At 59.8% G+C, this 18,069-nt stretch carries 18 protein-coding genes; 6 read left to right on the forward strand and 12 right to left on the reverse strand.

Translation table 11 applies throughout. The annotated features are described in order from the left end of the window. Positions 1-6: 6 nt before the first annotated feature. A complete protein-coding gene (locus tag HGP14_RS20740) occupies positions 7-732 on the reverse strand; it encodes a beta-ketoacyl-ACP reductase (protein WP_168831774.1) in 726 nt (241 codons plus the stop codon). 68 nt (positions 733-800) lie between these two features. Then, positions 801-1,982 carry an acetyl-CoA C-acetyltransferase gene (locus tag HGP14_RS20745; protein WP_168831775.1) on the reverse strand — a complete coding sequence of 394 codons (1,182 nt, stop codon included), beginning with the start codon at positions 1,980-1,982 and terminating at the stop codon, positions 801-803. A gap of 239 nt (positions 1,983-2,221) precedes the next feature. Here HGP14_RS20745 and phaR point away from each other — a divergent pair, with 239 nt between their 5' ends. Beyond that, positions 2,222-2,794 carry a polyhydroxyalkanoate synthesis repressor PhaR gene (gene phaR / locus HGP14_RS20750; RefSeq protein WP_168831776.1) on the forward strand — a complete coding sequence of 191 codons (573 nt, stop codon included), beginning with the start codon at positions 2,222-2,224 and terminating at the stop codon, positions 2,792-2,794. Positions 2,795-2,797: 3 nt separating this feature from the next. Here phaR and HGP14_RS20755 read toward each other — a convergent pair whose 3' ends face one another. From HGP14_RS20755 to mtgA, 4 genes are all read right to left on the reverse strand, one after another. Continuing rightward, complete coding sequence (locus HGP14_RS20755) at positions 2,798-3,205, reverse strand: hypothetical protein (protein ID WP_168831777.1); 408 nt, start codon at positions 3,203-3,205, stop codon at positions 2,798-2,800. 143 nt (positions 3,206-3,348) lie between these two features. After that, positions 3,349-3,534, reverse strand: coding sequence for a 50S ribosomal protein L32 (rpmF, locus tag HGP14_RS20760; protein WP_003543812.1), 186 nt, complete (start codon positions 3,532-3,534; stop codon positions 3,349-3,351). A gap of 155 nt (positions 3,535-3,689) precedes the next feature. After that, positions 3,690-4,337: a glutathione S-transferase family protein gene (locus tag HGP14_RS20765; protein ID WP_168831778.1), complete on the reverse strand. Its 648-nt coding sequence runs from the start codon at positions 4,335-4,337 to the stop codon at positions 3,690-3,692. A 73-nt stretch (positions 4,338-4,410) separates the two neighbouring features. Next, complete coding sequence (gene mtgA / locus HGP14_RS20770; RefSeq protein ID WP_205927254.1) at positions 4,411-5,157, reverse strand: monofunctional biosynthetic peptidoglycan transglycosylase; 747 nt, start codon at positions 5,155-5,157, stop codon at positions 4,411-4,413. Between the two features lie 133 nt (positions 5,158-5,290). Between mtgA and HGP14_RS20775 the strand changes: the two genes are divergently transcribed. Together HGP14_RS20775 and HGP14_RS20780 are read left to right on the forward strand one after the other, a co-directional pair. Further along, positions 5,291-6,205: a polyprenyl synthetase family protein gene (locus tag HGP14_RS20775; protein WP_168831780.1), complete on the forward strand. Its 915-nt coding sequence runs from the start codon at positions 5,291-5,293 to the stop codon at positions 6,203-6,205. A 118-nt stretch (positions 6,206-6,323) separates the two neighbouring features. Beyond that, positions 6,324-6,962 (forward strand): LysE family translocator, encoded by a 639-nt coding sequence (locus HGP14_RS20780; RefSeq protein WP_168831781.1) that lies wholly within the window; start codon positions 6,324-6,326, stop codon positions 6,960-6,962. A 5-nt stretch (positions 6,963-6,967) separates the two neighbouring features. Here the strand turns inward: HGP14_RS20780 and ispG are convergent, their stop codons facing one another. The 3 genes from ispG to HGP14_RS20795 all read right to left on the reverse strand — a co-directional run bounded on the left by ispG (position 6,968) and on the right by HGP14_RS20795 (position 10,342). Continuing rightward, positions 6,968-8,218, reverse strand: a complete 1,251-nt coding sequence (gene ispG, locus HGP14_RS20785) for a flavodoxin-dependent (E)-4-hydroxy-3-methylbut-2-enyl-diphosphate synthase (protein ID WP_168831782.1) — start codon at positions 8,216-8,218, stop codon at positions 6,968-6,970. Between the two features lie 94 nt (positions 8,219-8,312). Then, a complete protein-coding gene (locus tag HGP14_RS20790) occupies positions 8,313-9,506 on the reverse strand; it encodes an MFS transporter (protein WP_205927255.1) in 1,194 nt (397 codons plus the stop codon). Between the two features lie 53 nt (positions 9,507-9,559). Continuing rightward, a complete protein-coding gene (locus tag HGP14_RS20795; RefSeq protein ID WP_168831783.1) occupies positions 9,560-10,342 on the reverse strand; it encodes a DeoR/GlpR family DNA-binding transcription regulator in 783 nt (260 codons plus the stop codon). A gap of 242 nt (positions 10,343-10,584) precedes the next feature. Between HGP14_RS20795 and HGP14_RS20800 the strand changes: the two genes are divergently transcribed. The 3 genes from HGP14_RS20800 (at position 10,585) to HGP14_RS20810 (ending at position 13,007) form a co-directional block, all read left to right on the forward strand. Then, positions 10,585-11,358, forward strand: a complete 774-nt coding sequence (locus HGP14_RS20800) for an amino acid ABC transporter substrate-binding protein (protein ID WP_168831784.1) — start codon at positions 10,585-10,587, stop codon at positions 11,356-11,358. A gap of 210 nt (positions 11,359-11,568) precedes the next feature. After that, positions 11,569-12,249, forward strand: coding sequence for an amino acid ABC transporter permease (locus HGP14_RS20805; RefSeq protein ID WP_168831785.1), 681 nt, complete (start codon positions 11,569-11,571; stop codon positions 12,247-12,249). Beyond that, positions 12,246-13,007, forward strand: coding sequence for an amino acid ABC transporter ATP-binding protein (locus HGP14_RS20810; RefSeq protein WP_168831786.1), 762 nt, complete (start codon positions 12,246-12,248; stop codon positions 13,005-13,007). The genes HGP14_RS20805 and HGP14_RS20810 overlap by 4 nt, the downstream gene beginning before the upstream one ends. Positions 13,008-13,054: 47 nt before the next feature. On the opposite strand, the gene HGP14_RS20815 is transcribed toward HGP14_RS20810, so the two are convergent. The 3 genes from HGP14_RS20815 to HGP14_RS20825 form a co-directional block, all read right to left on the reverse strand. Continuing rightward, entirely contained in the window at positions 13,055-13,630 is a 576-nt protein-coding gene (locus HGP14_RS20815) for an NADPH-dependent FMN reductase (protein ID WP_168831787.1), read from the reverse strand. A 72-nt stretch (positions 13,631-13,702) separates the two neighbouring features. Then, on the reverse strand, positions 13,703-17,167 hold the full coding sequence (gene pyc, locus HGP14_RS20820) for a pyruvate carboxylase (RefSeq protein WP_168831788.1): 3,465 nt from the start codon (positions 17,165-17,167) through the stop codon (positions 13,703-13,705). A 107-nt stretch (positions 17,168-17,274) separates the two neighbouring features. Further along, complete coding sequence (locus HGP14_RS20825) at positions 17,275-18,015, reverse strand: LuxR family transcriptional regulator (RefSeq protein ID WP_168831789.1); 741 nt, start codon at positions 18,013-18,015, stop codon at positions 17,275-17,277. Positions 18,016-18,069: the final 54 nt, after the last annotated feature.

The raw sequence follows: 18,069 nt of genomic DNA on the forward strand, positions 1-18,069 counted from the left end.
GCAGACTTAGACGAAGAACTGGCCGCCATTCGCCGTAATCGTCGATCCGGTGATGAAGCCGGCATCGTCCGACACCAGGAAGGTAACGCAGCGGGCGATTTCTTCCGGGTCGCCAAGGCGGCCGACAGGGATCTGAGGAATGATCTTTTCGTTGAGTACCTTCTCGGGAACGGCAAGAACCATTTCCGTACCGATATATCCCGGGCAGACGGCGTTGACTGTAATGTTCTTCGCCGCCCCTTCCTGCGCAAGGGCCTTCGTAAAGCCGAGATCGCCTGCCTTGGCGGCTGAGTAGTTCACCTGCCCCATCTGGCCCTTCTGGCCGTTGATGGACGAGATGTTGACGATCCGCCCGAAGCTGCGGTCGCGCATTCCGCCCCAGACCTGGTGCGTCATGTTGAACAGGCCTGTGAGGTTCGTATTGATAACGTCGTGCCACTGCTGCGGCGTCATCTTGTGGAACATTGCGTCGCGGGTGATGCCGGCATTGTTGACCAACACTTCGACTGGACCGAGTTCGTCCGCTACTTTGTCGATGCCCTTACCGCAAGCGTCGTAATCCGAAACATCCCACTTGAAGACCGGAATGCCGGTCACCTCGTGGAAGGCCTTCGCCTTTTCGTCATTGCCGGCATAGTTGGCAGCGACCCTGTATCCCACGTTCCTGAGCGCCATCGAAATGGCGGCGCCGATTCCACGGGTGCCGCCGGTGACCAGAGCCACTCTGCTCATATTTCGCTCCCCTCGTTCTAGTTCCGCCTTTGCTCAGGCGCTGGTGAATCGTTGGTTCCAAGGCCTATTCAGAGCGCCTCGAAGCACATGGCGACGCCCATGCCGCCGCCGATGCAAAGAGTGGCAAGCCCCTTCTTTGCGCCACGCCGTTTCATTTCAAAGAGCAAGGTGTTGAGGACCCGTGCCCCGGATGCACCGATCGGATGGCCGATCGCAATTGCTCCTCCATTGACATTGACGATTGCGGGATCCCAGCCAAGATCCTTGTTCACTGCGCAGGCTTGAGCCGCAAAGGCTTCGTTTGCCTCGACCAGATCGAGGTCTCCGACCGACCAGCCGGCTTTTTCTAGTGCCTTGCGCGACGCAGGGATCGGGCCAGTACCCATGACCTGGGGATCGACGCCGGCAGTTGCCCAGGAAACGATGCGTGCAAGCGGCTGAACCCCGCGCCTGCCGGCTTCTGCTTCCGTCATCAGCACGGCAGCTGCCGCACCATCGTTGATCCCCGAGGCATTCCCGGCCGTTACCGTGCCGTCCTTGTCGAAGGCCGGCCGAAGCTTCCCCATGGTATCGAGCGTTGCTCCGTGACGGATATATTCGTCGGCATCCACCGTCACATCGCCCTTGCGCGTCTGGATGACGAAGGGAACGATCTCGTCCTTGAAGCGGCCTGCCTTCTGGGCAGCTTCGGCTTTATTCTGCGAGGACACCGCGAACTCATCCTGATCGGCGCGGGAAAGCTGCCACTGACGAGCGACATTTTCGGCCGTGATGCCCATGTGGTAGCCATAGAAAGCATCCATCAAGCCGTCTTTGATCATGGTGTCGACCATTTTCATGTCGCCCATCTTGGTGCCACCGCGCAGGTGCGCGGCATGCGGTGCCATCGACATGGACTCCTGGCCGCCAGCCACGATGATCTTTGCATCCCCCATGGCGATCTGTTGCATGCCGAGCGCCACGGCGCGCAGCCCCGAGCCGCAAAGCTGGTTCACGCCCCAGGCCGTCGCCTCCTTGGGAACCCCTGCCTTCATGGCGGCCTGGCGAGCCGGATTTTGTCCTTCTCCCGCTTGAAGCACTTGGCCGAGGATGACCTCGTCGACTTCCGCCGCATCAACGCCCGCGCGCTCAAGTGCGCCCTTGATGGCGGTTGCTCCAAGCTCGTGCGCCGGGACAGTGGCGAATGCACCATTGAAAGAGCCGACCGCTGTGCGGGCTGCGCTGGCGATGACGATCGATGAATTGCTCATGGGGGCCTCCTCGTTTCCTTCATCATTTATAAGTTGAAACTGGCAAAGCTTTGGCCCCGAGTCAAACGGCAACACGATGACAACGCAATTTTCGTGAGCGCTTACGAAAATGCAATTTTATGCCTTTAGGCAAAGGAGTTGCCGCATCGCACAAAGAGATTGTCACCGGGCTTCTTTTGCGTCTACAGTCTGTAGCGGAGGAGTATCCATAACAATCAGACGGGGATCAGGAGACTGATATGGCCAAGAACGAGGGTCAGATAATTATCAAGAAATACGCCAACCGCCGCCTCTACAACACGGGCACCAGCACCTACGTGACGCTGGAAGATTTGGCGGAGATGGTAAAAAGGGGGGAGGACTTTACGGTACAGGATGCAAAGACCGGTGACGACATCACGCATTCGGTCTTGACCCAGATCATCTTCGAGCAGGAATCGAAGACGGGGAACACCTTGCTGCCTATTTCCTTCCTGCGTCAGCTCATCACCTATTATGGCGATCAAATGCAAATGGTGGTTCCGACCTTCCTGGAACATTCCATGCGCGCCTTCACCGAACAGCAGTCTCAGATGCGCGAGCAAGTGACCCGTGCCTTTGGCGAAACGCCGCTCGGCAAGAACCTGCAGCTGCCGATGCAGATGGTCGAAGAGCAGGTCCGCCGCAACACCGAGATGTTCCAACAGGCCATGCAAATGTTCTCTCCGTTTATGACGCCCCCTGCAAAGGAGACGAAAAAGACAGAGTCGAAGGACATCGACGAGCTGAAGGAACAGCTGCGGGCGCTGCAGAACAAGCTCGATAGTCTTTAAGGCTCAGAGCCCGATCGACACATCGCGCCCGGCACTGCGGATCGAAACGGCAAATCCGCCGATCACGTCTATCAGCGCAACCGTCATCAGGATGAAGAACACCTGCGTTGCCGCGTCCTGCACGAGCAGGAACTCGACCAGGAAGGCGATGAAAACGAGCATCGACAACATGTGGTTGACTAGGCTGCCGGATCCGTGGCGGGTAGCCCGCAAGAGTTCGAAAAACAGAACCACCAGAGCCACGACGATGAAGAGATCGCCAAGCGACATGCTCCAGATCGCACCGGAAATCATCGAAAGAACGATGACGTCCTGCTGAAGCGCGGGAATACCACCGCTGCCCATCAAGCCGAGCATCGCCATATTGTAGAGAATAAACGGAATTACCATCAGCGGCACTGCAGCGATCATCTTGTCATTCCCCCTCTTTGACTGGGGAATACTGCAGCAGATCTCGACGCAACTTCAAGTCGTCGAAATAGATAAATGCTCAAAAGCAAAAGGCCGGCGTTGAAGCCGGCCTTTTAAATCCTCACGGACCAGAACCTGAAAGCTTATGCGCTTTCCTTCGGCGTCAGAACCTGACGGCCGCGATACATACCGGTCTTCAGATCGATATGATGCGGACGGCGCAGTTCGCCGGAGTTCTTGTCTTCAACATAGGTCGGAGCCTTGAGTGCGTCTGCAGAACGGCGCATACCGCGCTTGGACGGGCTCGTTTTTCTCTTCGGTACAGCCATTTTACATACTCCAATTCACAGGCAACACATTCCCGGCCAAGCTGGCGGCCGAAACGGACGTATCGCGATTTCGGAAATTTCGCGCGCTTATACATGCCTTGAAGTTGGTTGACCAGTCCCCAAACGCATTTTTTGCGATTCTGGCGAATGACGGCTCAGGCCTCGTCTTCAGGGACGATCCAGGGCTCCGCCCGGGCGGCAGCTTCCCACTTCAACCAGGCCGGATGCGCCTTCACCGCCGCGATGTAACTCAGCGTGTCACTGGCGGTCACGAGATCATAGACATCGAAGCGGTTGACGACCGGGGCAAACATCGCATCGACGGCCGAGAAGGCACCGAAGAGGAAGGGACCGCCGGAGGCGGCGCGCATTTCCCGCCAGATCGTTTCGATGCGCGCAACGTCGTCCATCACGCCATCGGGAAGCGCGATCTTGGCTCTCTCGCGCCGGATGTTCATCGGGCAAGCACCTCTGAGCGCCCGGAAGCTGGAGAGCATCTCCATCGAGACCGAGCGCGCCGCGGCGCGTTGGGCTCGATCGTTGGGCCAAAGCCCCGCTTCCGGATAGAGCTCGGACACATACTCGATGATGGAAAGAGATTCCCAGACCTGCAGATTGCCGTGACGCAGAACCGGGACCCTGCCCGTCGGCGAGATTTCCCTGAAGCGCGGATTGCCTGCGGGGAAATCAAAGGGGATCAGAATTTCCTCGAAGGGAATTCCGGCCGCTTCCATCGCAATCCATGGCCGGAACGACCATGAGGAATAATTTTTGTTGCCAATGTAGAGAGTAAGCTTGTCCATGGGCCATCCGCGCTTTGAATTCGAAGCGAACTTACCGGCGGCCTAGGGCGGCGACCAATGAATAATTCATGCCCTAGTCATAAATGCATCTGATGTAATCGCCGGACCCTTGGGCCCGGCGCTCGATGACGGCAGCAAGCCTCCGAAGGCCACGGCCGGGTTTTCCGGCATTGCGATCGATCGGGTTCGGAAGCGAAACGGCCAGAAGGGCAGCCTGGCGCCGCGACAGCTTGGAAGCGGGTACCTTGAAGTGGTAACGCGCCGCCGCCTCGATGCCGTAAACGCCCGGTCCCCACTCGGCGATGTTAAGATAGATCTCCATCAGCCGGCGCTTCGTCCAGACGAGATCCGAAGCCACCGCCAGCGGCAGTTCGAGCGCCTTGCGCACAAAGGAGCGGCTGTTCCACAAAAACAGGTTCTTGGCCGTCTGCATGGGAATTGTGCTGCCGCCGCGAGTGCTTTCGCCATTGAGCGTATCTTCGACCAGCATGCGCATTTCCCCCCAGTCCACACCGTCGTGGAAGCAGTATTGCCCATCCTCGGACATCATCACCGACTGGACGAGAACCGGCGAGATGTCATCGATAGAGATCCATTGCCGGTCGTAACCCCGCAAAAGCAAGAGATCACGCAACATCAGGGTCGAGACGGGGTGAATGAAAGGGATGAGATACACGAAGATCAGGACGTAAGGCAGGATCAGAAGTCCGGCGATCGCAAGGACGATGCGCATCATGATCGATCGGCTCTGAAGCCAAGCGAACAAACGGCGATGAGCCGGCATCGCAATGCTGTCCTCTCTTTCCGGCGTAATATCCAATCTGCGAGCCCGACCTGTTCCCTGCGTTCTCATACCGTTTGCCGGGCTTGAAGGCCAGAGCGCAACCGAAAACTTGCCTCAGTCATCTACAATTCCATTGCAACCGCGCTGCTGCTCGTGCCAAAGAGCGCGCATGGACGCGAGCCCCGAAGCCTTCGAAACACGCTTGAAAACCAACGCCCGGGAAATCGAGGCGGTGCTGGATAGGCTGCTTTCGGATCGCATGCTCAACGATGAAATCGACCGCCCCGAGAATCTGAGGGCGGCGATGCATTATGCGGTGCTGAACGGTGGCAAACGACTGCGTCCGCTCCTCGTCGTGGAGAGCGCGCTTCTCCTCGGCGGAGACAAGGAGGCAGCCTTGAGAGTAGCTGCGGCGCTCGAATGCGTTCATTGCTACTCGCTCGTCCATGACGATCTGCCCGCCATGGACGACGACGATCTGCGCCGCGGCAAACCAACGGTTCACATCGCCTTCGACGAAGCCACCGCAATCCTCGCAGGCGACAGCCTTTTGACCTATGCCTTCGACATCATCGCCGCTGACGAGACAAAACTTCCCGATCAAAGCAAGGTGGCTCTGACCCTCGCGCTCGCGCGCGCCGCGGGCTTGGGTGGGATGGCCGGCGGCCAGGCACTGGATCTCGCGGCCGAGAAGAACGCGCCCGGCGAGCCGGGTATCGTTACATTGCAGGCGATGAAGACCGGAGCCTTGATCCGCTTTGCCTGTGAGGCAGGTGCGATCGTCGCAGGCGCGCCGAGCGATGACCGCAAGCGTCTGCGCGCCTTCGGCGAGAAGATCGGGCTCGCCTTCCAGCTCGCAGACGACATTCTCGATCTCACCTCGGATGCCGCCACAATGGGCAAGGCGACGGGCAAGGATGCCGGACGTGGCAAGGGCACGCTAGTTGGCCTCCATGGCATCGATTGGGCGGAAGCCAGGCTTGCTGAGCATGTGCGCGAGGCCGAAGCACTGCTGTCTCCTTACGCCGAGCGCAGTACCATCCTGGCCGAAGCGGCTCGCTTCATCGCCGGACGCAAGAGCTGAAAAAGCGTCACCGGGACAATATTTCCGCCGACATACGAGACGCAGTCTCTTGTCGATCGCCGGGAGCTCGGCCTAGAAAACGGGGCATACAGCCAACCGGCCGAACAAGAGACGCAAGATGCGCGAAACCCTGTCCTACCTGCCGCAAATTCTCCCTGCCTACATCGCCTATATCATCGCCGTCATCAGCCCCGGCCCGGCAGTCATGGCGATAATATCCACCTCGATGACACAGGGCCGCAAAGCGGGCATGACGATCGCGCTTGGGATTTTCGGCGGCTCCTTCACCTGGGCCTGCGCTGCCGCCCTCGGGCTTGCGACGATCCTGCAGACCTATGCCATCGCTCTGGAAATCCTGAAGGTCTTCGGCGGGCTCTATCTGCTATACCTCGCCTACAAAGCCTTCAAGGCGATGCGCGCCGGCAAGGATATTCCACGGACAGCGGACGAAAGGAAGCTCTCGACCAAAGCCCTGTTGTTGCGTGGTTACGGCATCCACGTCACCAATCCCAAGGCGATCTTCGCCTGGCTTGCGATCATCGCGCTCGGCATGCCGCAAGGCGCTCCGGCTTCGGTTGCCGTGCTCATCATCGCCGTCTGCATGATTACCGGCTTTACGATCTTCATGGGATATGCGGCGCTGTTTTCGACGCCGCATGCGCTGAAGGTCTATCGCGGGCTGCGCCGCTGGATCGAAGGCGCGATGTCTGCCTTCTACTGCTTTGCAGGATTGAAGCTGCTCACCAGCCGGATCTAATTGGCTTATTCAGCAGCGGTCTTCTGGCCGAAACGCTTTTCTATGTAGTCGACGACCAGCGCCTCGAAGTCCGAAGCAATCTTCGGCCCGCGCAGCGTCAGCGCCTTCTTGCCGTCGATGAAAACCGGTGCGGCCGGCGTTTCGCCGGTGCCGGGCAGCGAAATGCCGATATCGGCATGCTTGCTTTCTCCGGGTCCGTTGACGATGCAGCCCATGACCGCGACGTTCAGCGCTTCGACGCCCGGATATTTCTCGCGCCAGACCGGCATGTTCTTGCGGATGTCGTTCTGGATGTTCTGCGCCAGCTCCTGGAAAACCGTCGAAGTCGTACGGCCGCAACCCGGGCAGGCGGCAACGACCGGCACGAACTGCCGGAAACCCATGACTTGCAGCAGTTCCTGCGCCACCTGCACTTCGCGCGTGCGGTCGCCATTCGGCTCTGGGGTCAGCGAAACGCGGATCGTATCGCCGATGCCGTGCTGGAGCACGTAGCCCATGGCTGCAGACGAGGCGACGATACCCTTGGTGCCCATGCCGGCTTCGGTGAGGCCGAGATGAAGAGCGTGATCGGAGCGCTCCGACAGCATCGAATAGACGGCGATCAGATCCTGAACCTGGCTGACCTTGGCCGACAGGATAATGCGGTTGCGCGGCAAGCCGATCTCTTCTGCGAGATTGGCGGAGATCAGCGCCGATTGCACGATTGCCTCGCGGGTGACCTGACGGGCCGAAAGCGGCGAGCCTGCCTGGGCGTTCTGATCCATCAGCGCCGTCAGGAGGTCTTGGTCGAGCGAACCCCAATTGACGCCGATGCGCACCGGCTTGTCGTAGCGGATCGCCATCTCGATAATTTCGGCGAACTGCTTGTCCTTCTTGTCCTTGAAGCCGACATTGCCGGGATTGATCCGATATTTCGCAAGCGCTTCAGCGCAGGCCGGATGATCGGCGAGCAACTTGTGGCCGATATAGTGGAAATCGCCGACAAGCGGCACATCAAGGCCGAGGCGTAGCAGCCGCTCGCGAATCTTCGGAACGGCTGCAGCGCTTTCATCGCGATCGACGGTGATGCGCACGAGTTCCGACCCTGCCTTGAAGAGGGCCGCCACCTGCGCGACCGTGGAATCGACATCCGCCGTATCGGTATTCGTCATCGACTGCACGACGACCGGCGCACCACCGCCGACGATGACGCCACCTACGTCGACAGCGACGGAAGCCCGGCGCGGTTTCGGATCAAAATCGCTGGCTGAGGACATGGATAGAGCTCTTGAACCCTTCAAATTCGTGCTTTCAGGTGGATCATACCTGCTTTCTTGTCAACGCCCAACGCATCACTTTTGCTCGGCGGTGCTAGTGGCCACTGCCGGAAATGCCGTCTGCGTAGCGTGCAAGCCTTGAGAAGACCAGCACGACGACCAGCAACACCGGCAACGCCATGAAGACCACGCCGAAACCGACATGTTCGGCGACGAAACCGATTACAGACGGTGCGACCAGCATCCCGGAATAGCCCATCGTCGTGACGACCGAGAGACCGATTCCTGCTTTCAGGCCAGGAACATTGCCCGCCGCAGAAAAGGCGATCGGCACCATGTTCGAAATGCCGATGCCGCAGAATGCAAAACCCATGATCGCGATCTCGGCGCTCGGCGCGAAAGCGGCGGCGAGCATGCCCACAATGGCAAAGAGGGTGCAGACGCGCAGCGTTTTGACCGCGCCGAGCCGGTCTCGCACCAGATCGCCAGCGAAACGCATGATGGCCATCGTCAATGAAAAGGCGGCAAAACCGAAGCCGGAAAGAGCCACGGAAGCACTCAACTCCTGACGGAGGTAAAGCGCACCCCAGTCCAGCACCGCACCTTCCGGAACCATCGAAAAGAGAGCCATCAATCCCAGCAGCCAGGGCAGAGGGTCGATCGGCAGCCGCGTCTTCTCTTTCTTCTCGTCCGGATGCGGCGGATCGGAAAGTATGATCGCCCAGGCGCCAGCCAGGAAAATCAGCGCGAGCAAAGTCGCAAGTCCGGCGTGGCCGAGGACGCCGAATTTGGCGATGACGAAACCGCCAAGGCCTGAGCCGATCAGACCTCCGAGGCTCCAGAAGGCATGACAGGACGACATGATCGCCCGGCGCATCGATTTTTCAACGGCAACCGCATTGGCGTTCATGGCGACATCCATCGCACCGATGAAGCCGCCGAACAGGAAAAGCGCAATTGCCGCGGTAACGACATTCGACGCCACCGTGAGCGCGAGAAGGATCGGCAGCACGCAAATTGCAGTGGCCCGCGAAATCACGCGCGATCCATGCTTGGCAATCTGTGCGCCGGCAATCGGCATCATCGTCAGTGACCCGAGACCGAACACCAGTATCATCAAACCAAGCTGAAACTTCGTCAGTTGCAGCCGTTCGGCGAAATCCGGAATCTTCGGTGCCCAGCTACCGACGACAAACCCGTTCATCAGGAACAGCAGCGAAACAGCAACCCTGCTTTTCGGCAGGAAGCCGCGCCTTACGCCGTTAACAACATTTGGAGGATTATCCATTGTAATACCGTCTTCCTTCCGCAACCGGCGTTAAGCCGGCTCGCAAACGTAAATCAACGCGTCTTCTGCGCTTTCACTGTCCGGCAGCCCCGCTCGCGAAAGGCCGCAAGCAGCGCCTCGTCGGCATCGTGCTCCACCACAAGGCATTCGCACTGCACGATCGGCAGAATGCTGTGTGGAGCCGCTGTTCCGAATTTTTCCGAAGTCGCGGCAACCAGAACCTTCCTGCTTTTCGACGTCGCAAATCGCTTGAACTCGGCATCCTCGAAGCCAAAAGTCGTGACCCCCGCCTCCAGGTCGACACCGCAGGCGCCGAGAATGCAAAGGTCGGGCGAGAACTGCTCCATATCCCGCATTGCCTTGGCGCCTAGGGCACCGCCCACCTGCCGGTCGACCATACCGCCAATCAGAATGACATCGACGCCGGGCTTGTCGATCAAGGCGGCGGCAATTGCCGGAGCGTTCGTTGCAGCCGTCAGCGCCAGGTCGACGGGCAATGCATTGGCGATCGCAAGATTCGTGCTTCCGGCGTCAAAGAATACGGTCGAGCCCGGGGCTATCTGCGAGACGGCGGCCTCAGCCAGCAGTTCCTTGCGATCGAGCGCGATGCCCATGCGTTGCGTCAGGCTCCCGCCTGCAGGCGAAACCGGCAGCGCGCCACCATAGACCCGCTCGCAAAGTCCCGCGGCTGCCATCTCACGCAGATCCCGGCGGATCGTGTCTTCCGAAACCCCGAATTCCAAGGCAAGTTCCGTCGCGAGCACGCGGCCTTTCGCCTGAAGCTTCCCCGATATGATGCTCTGCCGCTCCTTGAGGAGCATTTCATGCGTGTTCATGCTCGATTAGCCCGCCGGATACAAATTCAACGTGTAATCGTGCATAAACGTATATGATCGTGCAGACAACAGGCATCCGTCACACGATTTCTGACAACATGAAACAAGCCGCGCCAAAAACCGAAATAAATGAGAAAAATATTCGCACTTGCCCAATTTCTTTGCAGTTTTCTACGCTTCGTGCTGCGCTATTTTCTGCAATCTATCCATCATTGAATTCCTCCAGAATGGACACGCAAAAAATGAAACTGCTCAAGACCATCGCCGCCGCAGCCCTCATCTCCGCAGCTGCCTTTGCTTCGGCTCAAGCCGGCGACAATCTCAACGCCATCAAGTCCGCAGGGGTCCTGAAGATCGGCACGGAAGGCACTTATGCGCCTTTCACCTATCATGACGGAAGCAACAAGCTGGTAGGCTTCGACGTCGAGATCGGCGAAGCGATTGCCGCCAAGCTCGGCGTCAAGCCTGAATTCGTCGAAGGCAAGTGGGACGGCTTGATCGCTGGCCTCGACTCCGAGCGCTACGATACCGTTATCAATCAGGTCGGCATCACCGATGCCCGCAAGCAGAAGTACGACTTCTCCGAACCTTACATCGCGTCCAAGGCCGTGCTCATCGCCCGCGCCGACGACGACAGCATCAAGAGTTTCGCGGACCTGAAGGGCAAGAAGTCTGCCCAGTCTCTGACGAGCAACTTCGGCAAGCTTGCCGAGCAGTCCGGCGCCGAACTCGTCGGCACCGACGGCTTCGACCAGTCGATCCAGCTGGTGCTTACCGGCCGTGCCGATGCGACGATCAATGACAGCCTCTCCTTCCTGGACTTCAAGAAGCACAAGCCGGACGCAAACGTGAAGATCGCCGCCCAGCAGGAGAACGCCGATTATTCCGGCATCATCATCCGCAAGGGTGAGCCGGAGCTGCTGGGCGCAATCAACAAGGCGCTGGTGGAAATCAAGGCCGACGGCACCTACAAGAAGATCGCTGACAAGTATTTCGGCCAGGACGTTTCGAAGTAAGTCCCGCCTATACAAAAGGCCCCTCCCCAACCCCTCCCCACAAGGGGGAGGGTTTTTTATTGGCCGTTCCGCAATCAAGGACCGCGCTAATGGGGATGATTAGCCGTTTTATGCCCGTACGACGCATCCTCTAAGCCCCTCCCCCTTGTGGGGAGGGGTTGGGGAAGGGTATTCCACGTCAACGCATCAACCAGCGAGAGGGAATACCCCGTGCCGCACTGGCTTCAATTGATGGTGGAATCGCTGCCTACGCTTCTTTGGGGCGGCATCAAGTTCACCATCCCCCTTACGCTGCTTTCCTTTTTGTTCGGGCTGATCCTTGGCTTGATCACCGCCGTCGCGCGGCTGTTCGCTCCGGCGCCGGTTGTGGCCGTTGCCCGCTTCTATGTCTGGATCATCCGCGGCACACCGCTGCTCGTGCAGCTTTTCGTGATCTTTTACGGCCTGCCGAGCATTGGCATCCTGCTCGATGCCTTCCCGGCAGCCCTCATCGGCTTCACGCTGAATATCGGCGCCTACAGCTCCGAGATCATCCGTGCCGTCATCTCCTCCGTGCCCAAGGGTCAATGGGAAGCCGCCTATTCGATCGGCATGAACTGGCGCCAGGCCATGAGCCGCACGATCCTGCCGCAGGCCGGCCGTGTCGCCGTGCCGCCACTTTCGAATACCTTCATCTCGCTGGTCAAGGATACCTCTCTGGCGGCCGCGATCACCGTGCCTGAGCTTTTCCAGGCGGCCCAGCGCATCGTTGCGACGACCTATGAACCGCTGATCCTCTACATCGAGGCTGCTTTGATATACCTTGCTTTGAGCTCCGTCCTTTCCGCGCTGCAGGTGCGGCTCGAGCGCCGCTTTGCGCGCTACGGCGGCATGCTGGAGGCAAATGCATGATCGAGCTTTCTCACATCGAAAAGCGCTTCGGCGATGCCGTCATCCTGAAGGACATTAGCATCCGCATCCCGGAAGGTAGCGTCACGGCCCTTGTCGGCCCCTCCGGCGGCGGCAAGAGCACTCTGCTCCGCTGTATCAATCTCTTGGAGATTCCGACCGCAGGCGCCATCCGCCTCGGCGAGGAGGCGCTCTCCTTCGCGCCCGGAAAGCGCGTCGCCTGGCCGGCGATCCAGAAGATCCGCCGTCAGACGGGCATGGTCTTCCAGAATTTCCAGCTCTTTCCGCACCAGACCGCAATCGAAAATGTCATGGAGGGCCTCGTCACCGTCCTCAAATGGCCGAAAGACAAGGCACATGCCCGCGCCATGGAATTGCTGACCAAGGTCGGCATGGCGCACAAGGCAGATGCCTGGCCCGCGACGCTTTCCGGCGGCCAGCAACAGCGCGTCGCGATTGCCCGCGCGCTGGCGCCCTCGCCGCGCGTCCTGCTCTGCGACGAGCCGACCTCGGCCCTCGATCCGGAGCTGTCGGCGGAAGTAGTGGAAGTATTGGCTCAGCTCGCCCGCGAAGGCACGACCATGGCCATGGCGACGCATGATCTGCGGCTCGCCTCAAAGATCGCCAACAACGTCGTGTTCCTGGAAGCGGGAAGCGTCGTCGAGACCGGCGCGGCAAAGACCATCTTCACCGCTCCCGAACGCGAGCGCACCAGGCGCTTCATTTCGACGATCAACGCCGCGCATACTTACGACATCTGAGAAAAGCCGGGATCGTCCGAAACAATCCCGGCTTCACCGTCAGCTCATCAGGCGGCTGCGGTGACGACGGCGCGGGCTGCCTTCAGCGCATTGCCCCACCAGCTCAGCTGGTCAAGCATGTTCTTGACGGCTTCGTTGAGGTGCGCGTAGTCGCCGAGGCTCTTGCCTTCCTTGACGACGCTCAGATACTCCGGGAAGGAAATGTGCACGCCCGTCTTCACCGAAGCGGCGCTCATTTCCACGAATACCAAACGAAGCTGCTCCACGGCGCGAGCGCCGCCGACACCGCCGTAGCCGACGAAGCCGACCGGCTTCTGGATAAAATCGCCCAGATCGATGGCATTCTTCAAAACGGCGGTCGGCCCATGATTGTATTCGGCGACGGTGAAGATGAAGCCGTCGAATTCGCGCAGTTTTTTCTTCCAGCGTTCCGCCGTCTCGCTTTCGGCTTCAGAGGCACGCGCTTCACCGAAGAAGGGCATGGGATAGTCCAGAAGATCGAGGACCTCGACCTCAAATTCCGGCCGCTTCCGGGCAATGTCGGCAATCCACTTCGCCGGATGATCGGCGAAGCGGCCAATGCGCGTGCTTCCAACGATGACTGCAATCTTGATCTTACTCATTTCAACCCTTTCTCTATTCACAAAACAAAAAAGGGCGGCTCCTAAAGCCGCCCTCAACCTTTCAGCGGCCGGTCAACCCGCATAAGCGACCAGCAGATCCTTTGCATCGATCTGATCGCCGGCCTTCACCAGCACTTCGGCAACCGTGCCGTCCTTCTCGGCGTGGATTGCCGTTTCCATCTTCATGGCCTCGATGGAAACCAGCACATCGCCCGCGCTGACGGCCTGGCCCGGCGAAACGAAGACGCGGGAAATGACGCCCGGCATCGGGGCGCCGACATGGGCCGCATTGCCCGCCTCCGCCTTGCGGCGGGCGGCGGCACCCGACGCACCGTGCGCGCGGTCCGGAACCTTGATGCGGCGTGGCTGGCCATTTAGTTCGAAGAAGACCGTGACCATGCCCTGGTCGTCGGTGCCACCCATCGCCTGGTTGACGATGACCAGCGTCTTGCCCTTTTCGATATCGGCAAAGAGTTCCTCGCCATCCGCGAGACCGTAGAAATAGGCGGGCGTCGGCAGCACCGAGACCGGGCCGTAGGTCTCGGAAGCCGAGGCGAAATCGGTGAAGACCTTCGGATACATCAGGTAGGATGCGAACTCGAAGTCGCTGATTTGACGCTCCAGCTTGGTTTCGATCGCCTTGCGCTCGGCATCGAGATCGGCGTCTTCGAGCAGCGACCCGGGGCGCACCGTATAGGGCATTTCACCTTTCAGCGCCTTCTTCTGCAGGGCTTCCGGCCATCCGCCCGGCGGCTGGCCGAGATCGCCCTTCAGCATCGAAACGACCGATTCGGGGAACGACACTTCCTTGTCCGGATTGACGACATCGGCAACGGTGAGGTCCTGCGAGACCATCATCAGCGCCATGTCGCCGACCACCTTGGAGGACGGCGTCACCTTGACGATATCGCCGAACATCTGGTTGGCGTCGGCATAGGCCTGCGCAACGCGGTGCCAGCGGGTCTCGAGGCCGAGCGAGCGGGCCTGCTCCTTGAGGTTGGTGAACTGGCCACCAGGCATTTCATGCAGGTAGACTTCCGACGCCGGTCCCTTGAGATCGCTCTCGAAAGCCGCGTACTGATGACGCACCGCTTCCCAGTAGAAGGAGATGCGGCGGATCCATTCCGGATCGAGCCCCGGATCGCGCTCCGAACCGCGAAGCGCTTCGACGACCGAGCCCAGGCAAGGCTGCGACGTGTTGCCGGACAGCGCATCCATGGCGGCATCGACAGCGTCGACGCCGGCATCGACCGCCGCAAGCACGGTTGCCGCAGCAATGCCGGACGTATCATGGGTATGGAAGTGGATCGGCAGACTGGTTGCTTCCCGCAGCGCCTTGAAGAGAACCTTGGCTGCCGCCGGCTTCAGCAGGCCGGCCATGTCTTTCAGCGCGATGATGTGAGCGCCGGCTTTCTCGAGCTGAACGGCGAGGTCGGCATAGTATTTCAGGTCATATTTCGGACGCGCGGAATTCAGGATATCGCCGGTATAGCAGATCGCCGCTTCGCAGAGCCTGTTCTCCTCGGCCACCGCATCCATCGACACGCGCATGTTCTCGACCCAGTTCAGGCAATCGAAAACGCGGAAAAGGTCGATGCCGCCCTTGGCCGCCTGACGGACGAAATATTTGACGACATTGTCCGGATAGTTCTTGTAGCCGACGCCGTTGGCGCCGCGCAGCAGCATCTGCAGAAGCAGATTGGGGGCACCGTCGCGGATCAACGCCAGACGCTCCCAGGGATCCTCCGTCAGAAAGCGCATGGAGACGTCGAAGGTCGCTCCGCCCCAGCACTCCAGCGACAACAGGTTGGGCAGCGCATGCGCATAGGTGCCGGCGATGCGGGCAATGTCATGGGTGCGAATACGCGTGGCAAGGAGCGACTGGTGTCCGTCACGCATTGTCGTGTCGGTCACCAGCACGCGCTTCTCGTTTCGCATCCACTCGCCGAACTTCTTCGGACCGAGCCTATCCAGAAGCTGTTTCGTGCCGTCTGGAATGCCGCCGCCGTTGGTGTAGGGCACAACCGGTCGTGCAATGTCTGCGGGCGGTCGTGGACGATCCTTGACTTCCGGGTGACCGTTGACCGTCACATCGGCAAGATAGGTGAGCAGCTTCGTCGCGCGATCCTGGCGCTTGACCTGCTGGAAAAGCTCCGGCGTCGAGTCGATGAAGCGCGTCGTATAGCTGTTGTCCTTGAAGTTCGGATGCGTGATGATCGCTTCCAGGAAGGTCAGATTGGTCGCAACGCCGCGGATACGGAATTCGCGCAACGCACGGTCCATGCGGGCGATTGCCTCCAGCGGGTTCGGCGCCCAGGCCGTGACCTTGACCAGAAGCGGGTCATAGTAGCGGGTGATAATGGCGCCCGAATAGGACGTGCCGCCGTCAAGGCGAATGCCGAAGCCGGAGGCCGAGCGATAAGCGGTGATACGGCCGTAGTCCGGAATGAAATTGTGTTCGGGATCTTCCGTGGTGATCCGGCACTGAAGCGCATGGCCGTTGAGCTTGATATCCTTCTGCTTCGGAACGCCCGATTCCGGCGTACCGATCGCATGACCGTCGAGGATGTGGATCTGCGCCTTGACGATGTCGATGCCGGTGACGACTTCGGTCACCGTGTGCTCGACCTGGATGCGCGGGTTGACTTCGATGAAGTAGAATTTGCCGGTATCGGCATCCATCAGGTATTCGACGGTACCGGCACCGACATAGTTCGTCGCCTGGGCGATCTTCAGCGAATAGGCGGCGAGTTCCTGGCGCTGCGCTTCGGCGAGATACGGCGCCGGCGCGCGCTCGACCACTTTCTGGTTGCGGCGCTGGATCGAGCAGTCGCGTTCGAAGAGGTGCACGACATTGCCATGCGTGTCGCCGAGGATCTGGCTTTCGACGTGCCGGGCACGCTCGACGAGCTTTTCGAGATAGACCTCGTCCTTGCCGAAGGCGGCCATCGCTTCGCGCTTGGCCTCGGTGACTTCGCGGGCGAGATCCTTCGCCTCTCGGATCGCGCGCATACCGCGCCCGCCGCCGCCCCAGGAGGCTTTCAGCATCACCGGATAGCCGATTTCCTCGGCCATGCGGGCGACTTCCTTCATGTCGTCCGGCAGCGGCTCGGTGGCCGGAACGACCGGCACGCCGACCGAGATCGCCAGATTGCGGGCCGCCACCTTGTTGCCGAGCTGGCGCATCGTATCGGCCTTCGGGCCGATGAAAATGATGCCGGCCTTGTTGCAGGCATCCACGAACTCCGGGCTCTCGGAAAGCAGTCCGTATCCGGGATGGATGGCATCGGCGCCGGAAAGTTTTGCGACCCGGATCACTTCGTCGATCGAAAGATAGCTTTCGATCGGCCCGAGATCCCGGGCAAGATGCGGGCCACGCCCCACCTGGTAGCTCTCGTCGGCCTTGAAGCGGTGCAGCGCAAGTTTGTCCTCTTCCGCCCATATGGCGACCGTTTTTATCCCGAGTTCATTGGCCGCGCGAAACACGCGGATGGCAATTTCGGAACGATTGGCGACCAGTATCTTGGAAATGGGCAATGCAGTCTCCTCACGGCATTGAAACGGGCAATGCTGCACCCGCGAAGAGAAGTCTTAACGCGCTGTCACGGAAAGTTCAATTTCCTTCCGGTAGAACTTCCGGAGAGCTAGGTAACGAGACCGTGCCGGAAGGCTAGCGCCACCGCTTGCTGGCGGTTCTTGGCCTTCAGCTTTTGCTGAAGTCCATTCATATACCAATCTACCGTGTGGTTGGAGATCTTGAGCACTTTGCTGATCTCAACGGAGGTCAGCCCCTCCGCAAGATAATGCAGAATTTCCATCTCGCGCCGCGTCAGCGGCATCTCGAGCGATGTAGCACTCTCGAGAGCTTTCGCTTCACCCTTGAGCTCGAGCAGCCGCCAGAAGGCTTTGCGCGCGATCGTTTCGAATAGCGACATCTCGACCGGCGACAATTCAACTGGCCCGCCGCCGACGCTTAGGTTTCCGAGCACGCCGCTCCTCCCGTGAATGGGAAAGATGTAACCGTCGCGCAGGCCATGGGCATGCGCATCCGCCATCATTTGTTCCATCCGCCGCTGATTTGGGTCGCGCCGATAGGCCGCAAGGCTCTCCTTCCATCGAAATGGTCTCTGCGCCCGAGCCAGATACCGCACCGTGGGATCTACGAGGACGTACTTTTTCTCAATATAGGTTTGTGGCCATTTCTCGGGCCAATGCCCGGCAAGGACCAGACGCCAAGGTTCCTCGCTCTGCTTCAGGTGACGAAGGAGCCCGTAATATTCGAAACCGTAGAGGTGGACGGCTCGCCGCAGCTCCTCAACAACACCCTCTGGTTGCTTACACTCCTCAAGCACGACCAGAGACTGAACTAATGTATGAATATTCACAAGTGCCCCCTGCCCGGCAACGGGCGGCCTGAAGACGGCGATCAGCTCGCCGAA

This window comes from Rhizobium sp. P32RR-XVIII, assembly GCF_012641395.1.
Lineage (GTDB): Bacteria > Pseudomonadota > Alphaproteobacteria > Rhizobiales > Rhizobiaceae > Rhizobium.

Bases quoted from the DNA above. Each gene is read 5' to 3' on its own strand.
- HGP14_RS20740 (WP_168831774.1), bottom strand. From the start codon at position 732: ATGAGCAGAGTGGCTCTGGTCACCGGCGGCACCCGTGGAATCGGCGCC.
- HGP14_RS20745 (WP_168831775.1), bottom strand. From the start codon at position 1,982: ATGAGCAATTCATCGATCGTCATCGCCAGCGCAGCCCGCACAGCGGTC.
- phaR (WP_168831776.1), top strand. From the start codon at position 2,222: ATGGCCAAGAACGAGGGTCAGATAATTATCAAGAAATACGCCAACCGC.
- HGP14_RS20755 (WP_168831777.1), bottom strand. From the start codon at position 3,205: ATGATCGCTGCAGTGCCGCTGATGGTAATTCCGTTTATTCTCTACAAT.
- rpmF (WP_003543812.1), bottom strand. From the start codon at position 3,534: ATGGCTGTACCGAAGAGAAAAACGAGCCCGTCCAAGCGCGGTATGCGC.
- HGP14_RS20765 (WP_168831778.1), bottom strand. From the start codon at position 4,337: ATGGACAAGCTTACTCTCTACATTGGCAACAAAAATTATTCCTCATGG.
- HGP14_RS20775 (WP_168831780.1), top strand. From the start codon at position 5,291: ATGGACGCGAGCCCCGAAGCCTTCGAAACACGCTTGAAAACCAACGCC.
- HGP14_RS20780 (WP_168831781.1), top strand. From the start codon at position 6,324: ATGCGCGAAACCCTGTCCTACCTGCCGCAAATTCTCCCTGCCTACATC.
- ispG (WP_168831782.1), bottom strand. From the start codon at position 8,218: ATGTCCTCAGCCAGCGATTTTGATCCGAAACCGCGCCGGGCTTCCGTC.
- HGP14_RS20790 (WP_205927255.1), bottom strand. From the start codon at position 9,506: ATGGATAATCCTCCAAATGTTGTTAACGGCGTAAGGCGCGGCTTCCTG.
- HGP14_RS20795 (WP_168831783.1), bottom strand. From the start codon at position 10,342: ATGAACACGCATGAAATGCTCCTCAAGGAGCGGCAGAGCATCATATCG.
- HGP14_RS20800 (WP_168831784.1), top strand. From the start codon at position 10,585: ATGAAACTGCTCAAGACCATCGCCGCCGCAGCCCTCATCTCCGCAGCT.
- HGP14_RS20810 (WP_168831786.1), top strand. From the start codon at position 12,246: ATGATCGAGCTTTCTCACATCGAAAAGCGCTTCGGCGATGCCGTCATC.
- HGP14_RS20815 (WP_168831787.1), bottom strand. From the start codon at position 13,630: ATGAGTAAGATCAAGATTGCAGTCATCGTTGGAAGCACGCGCATTGGC.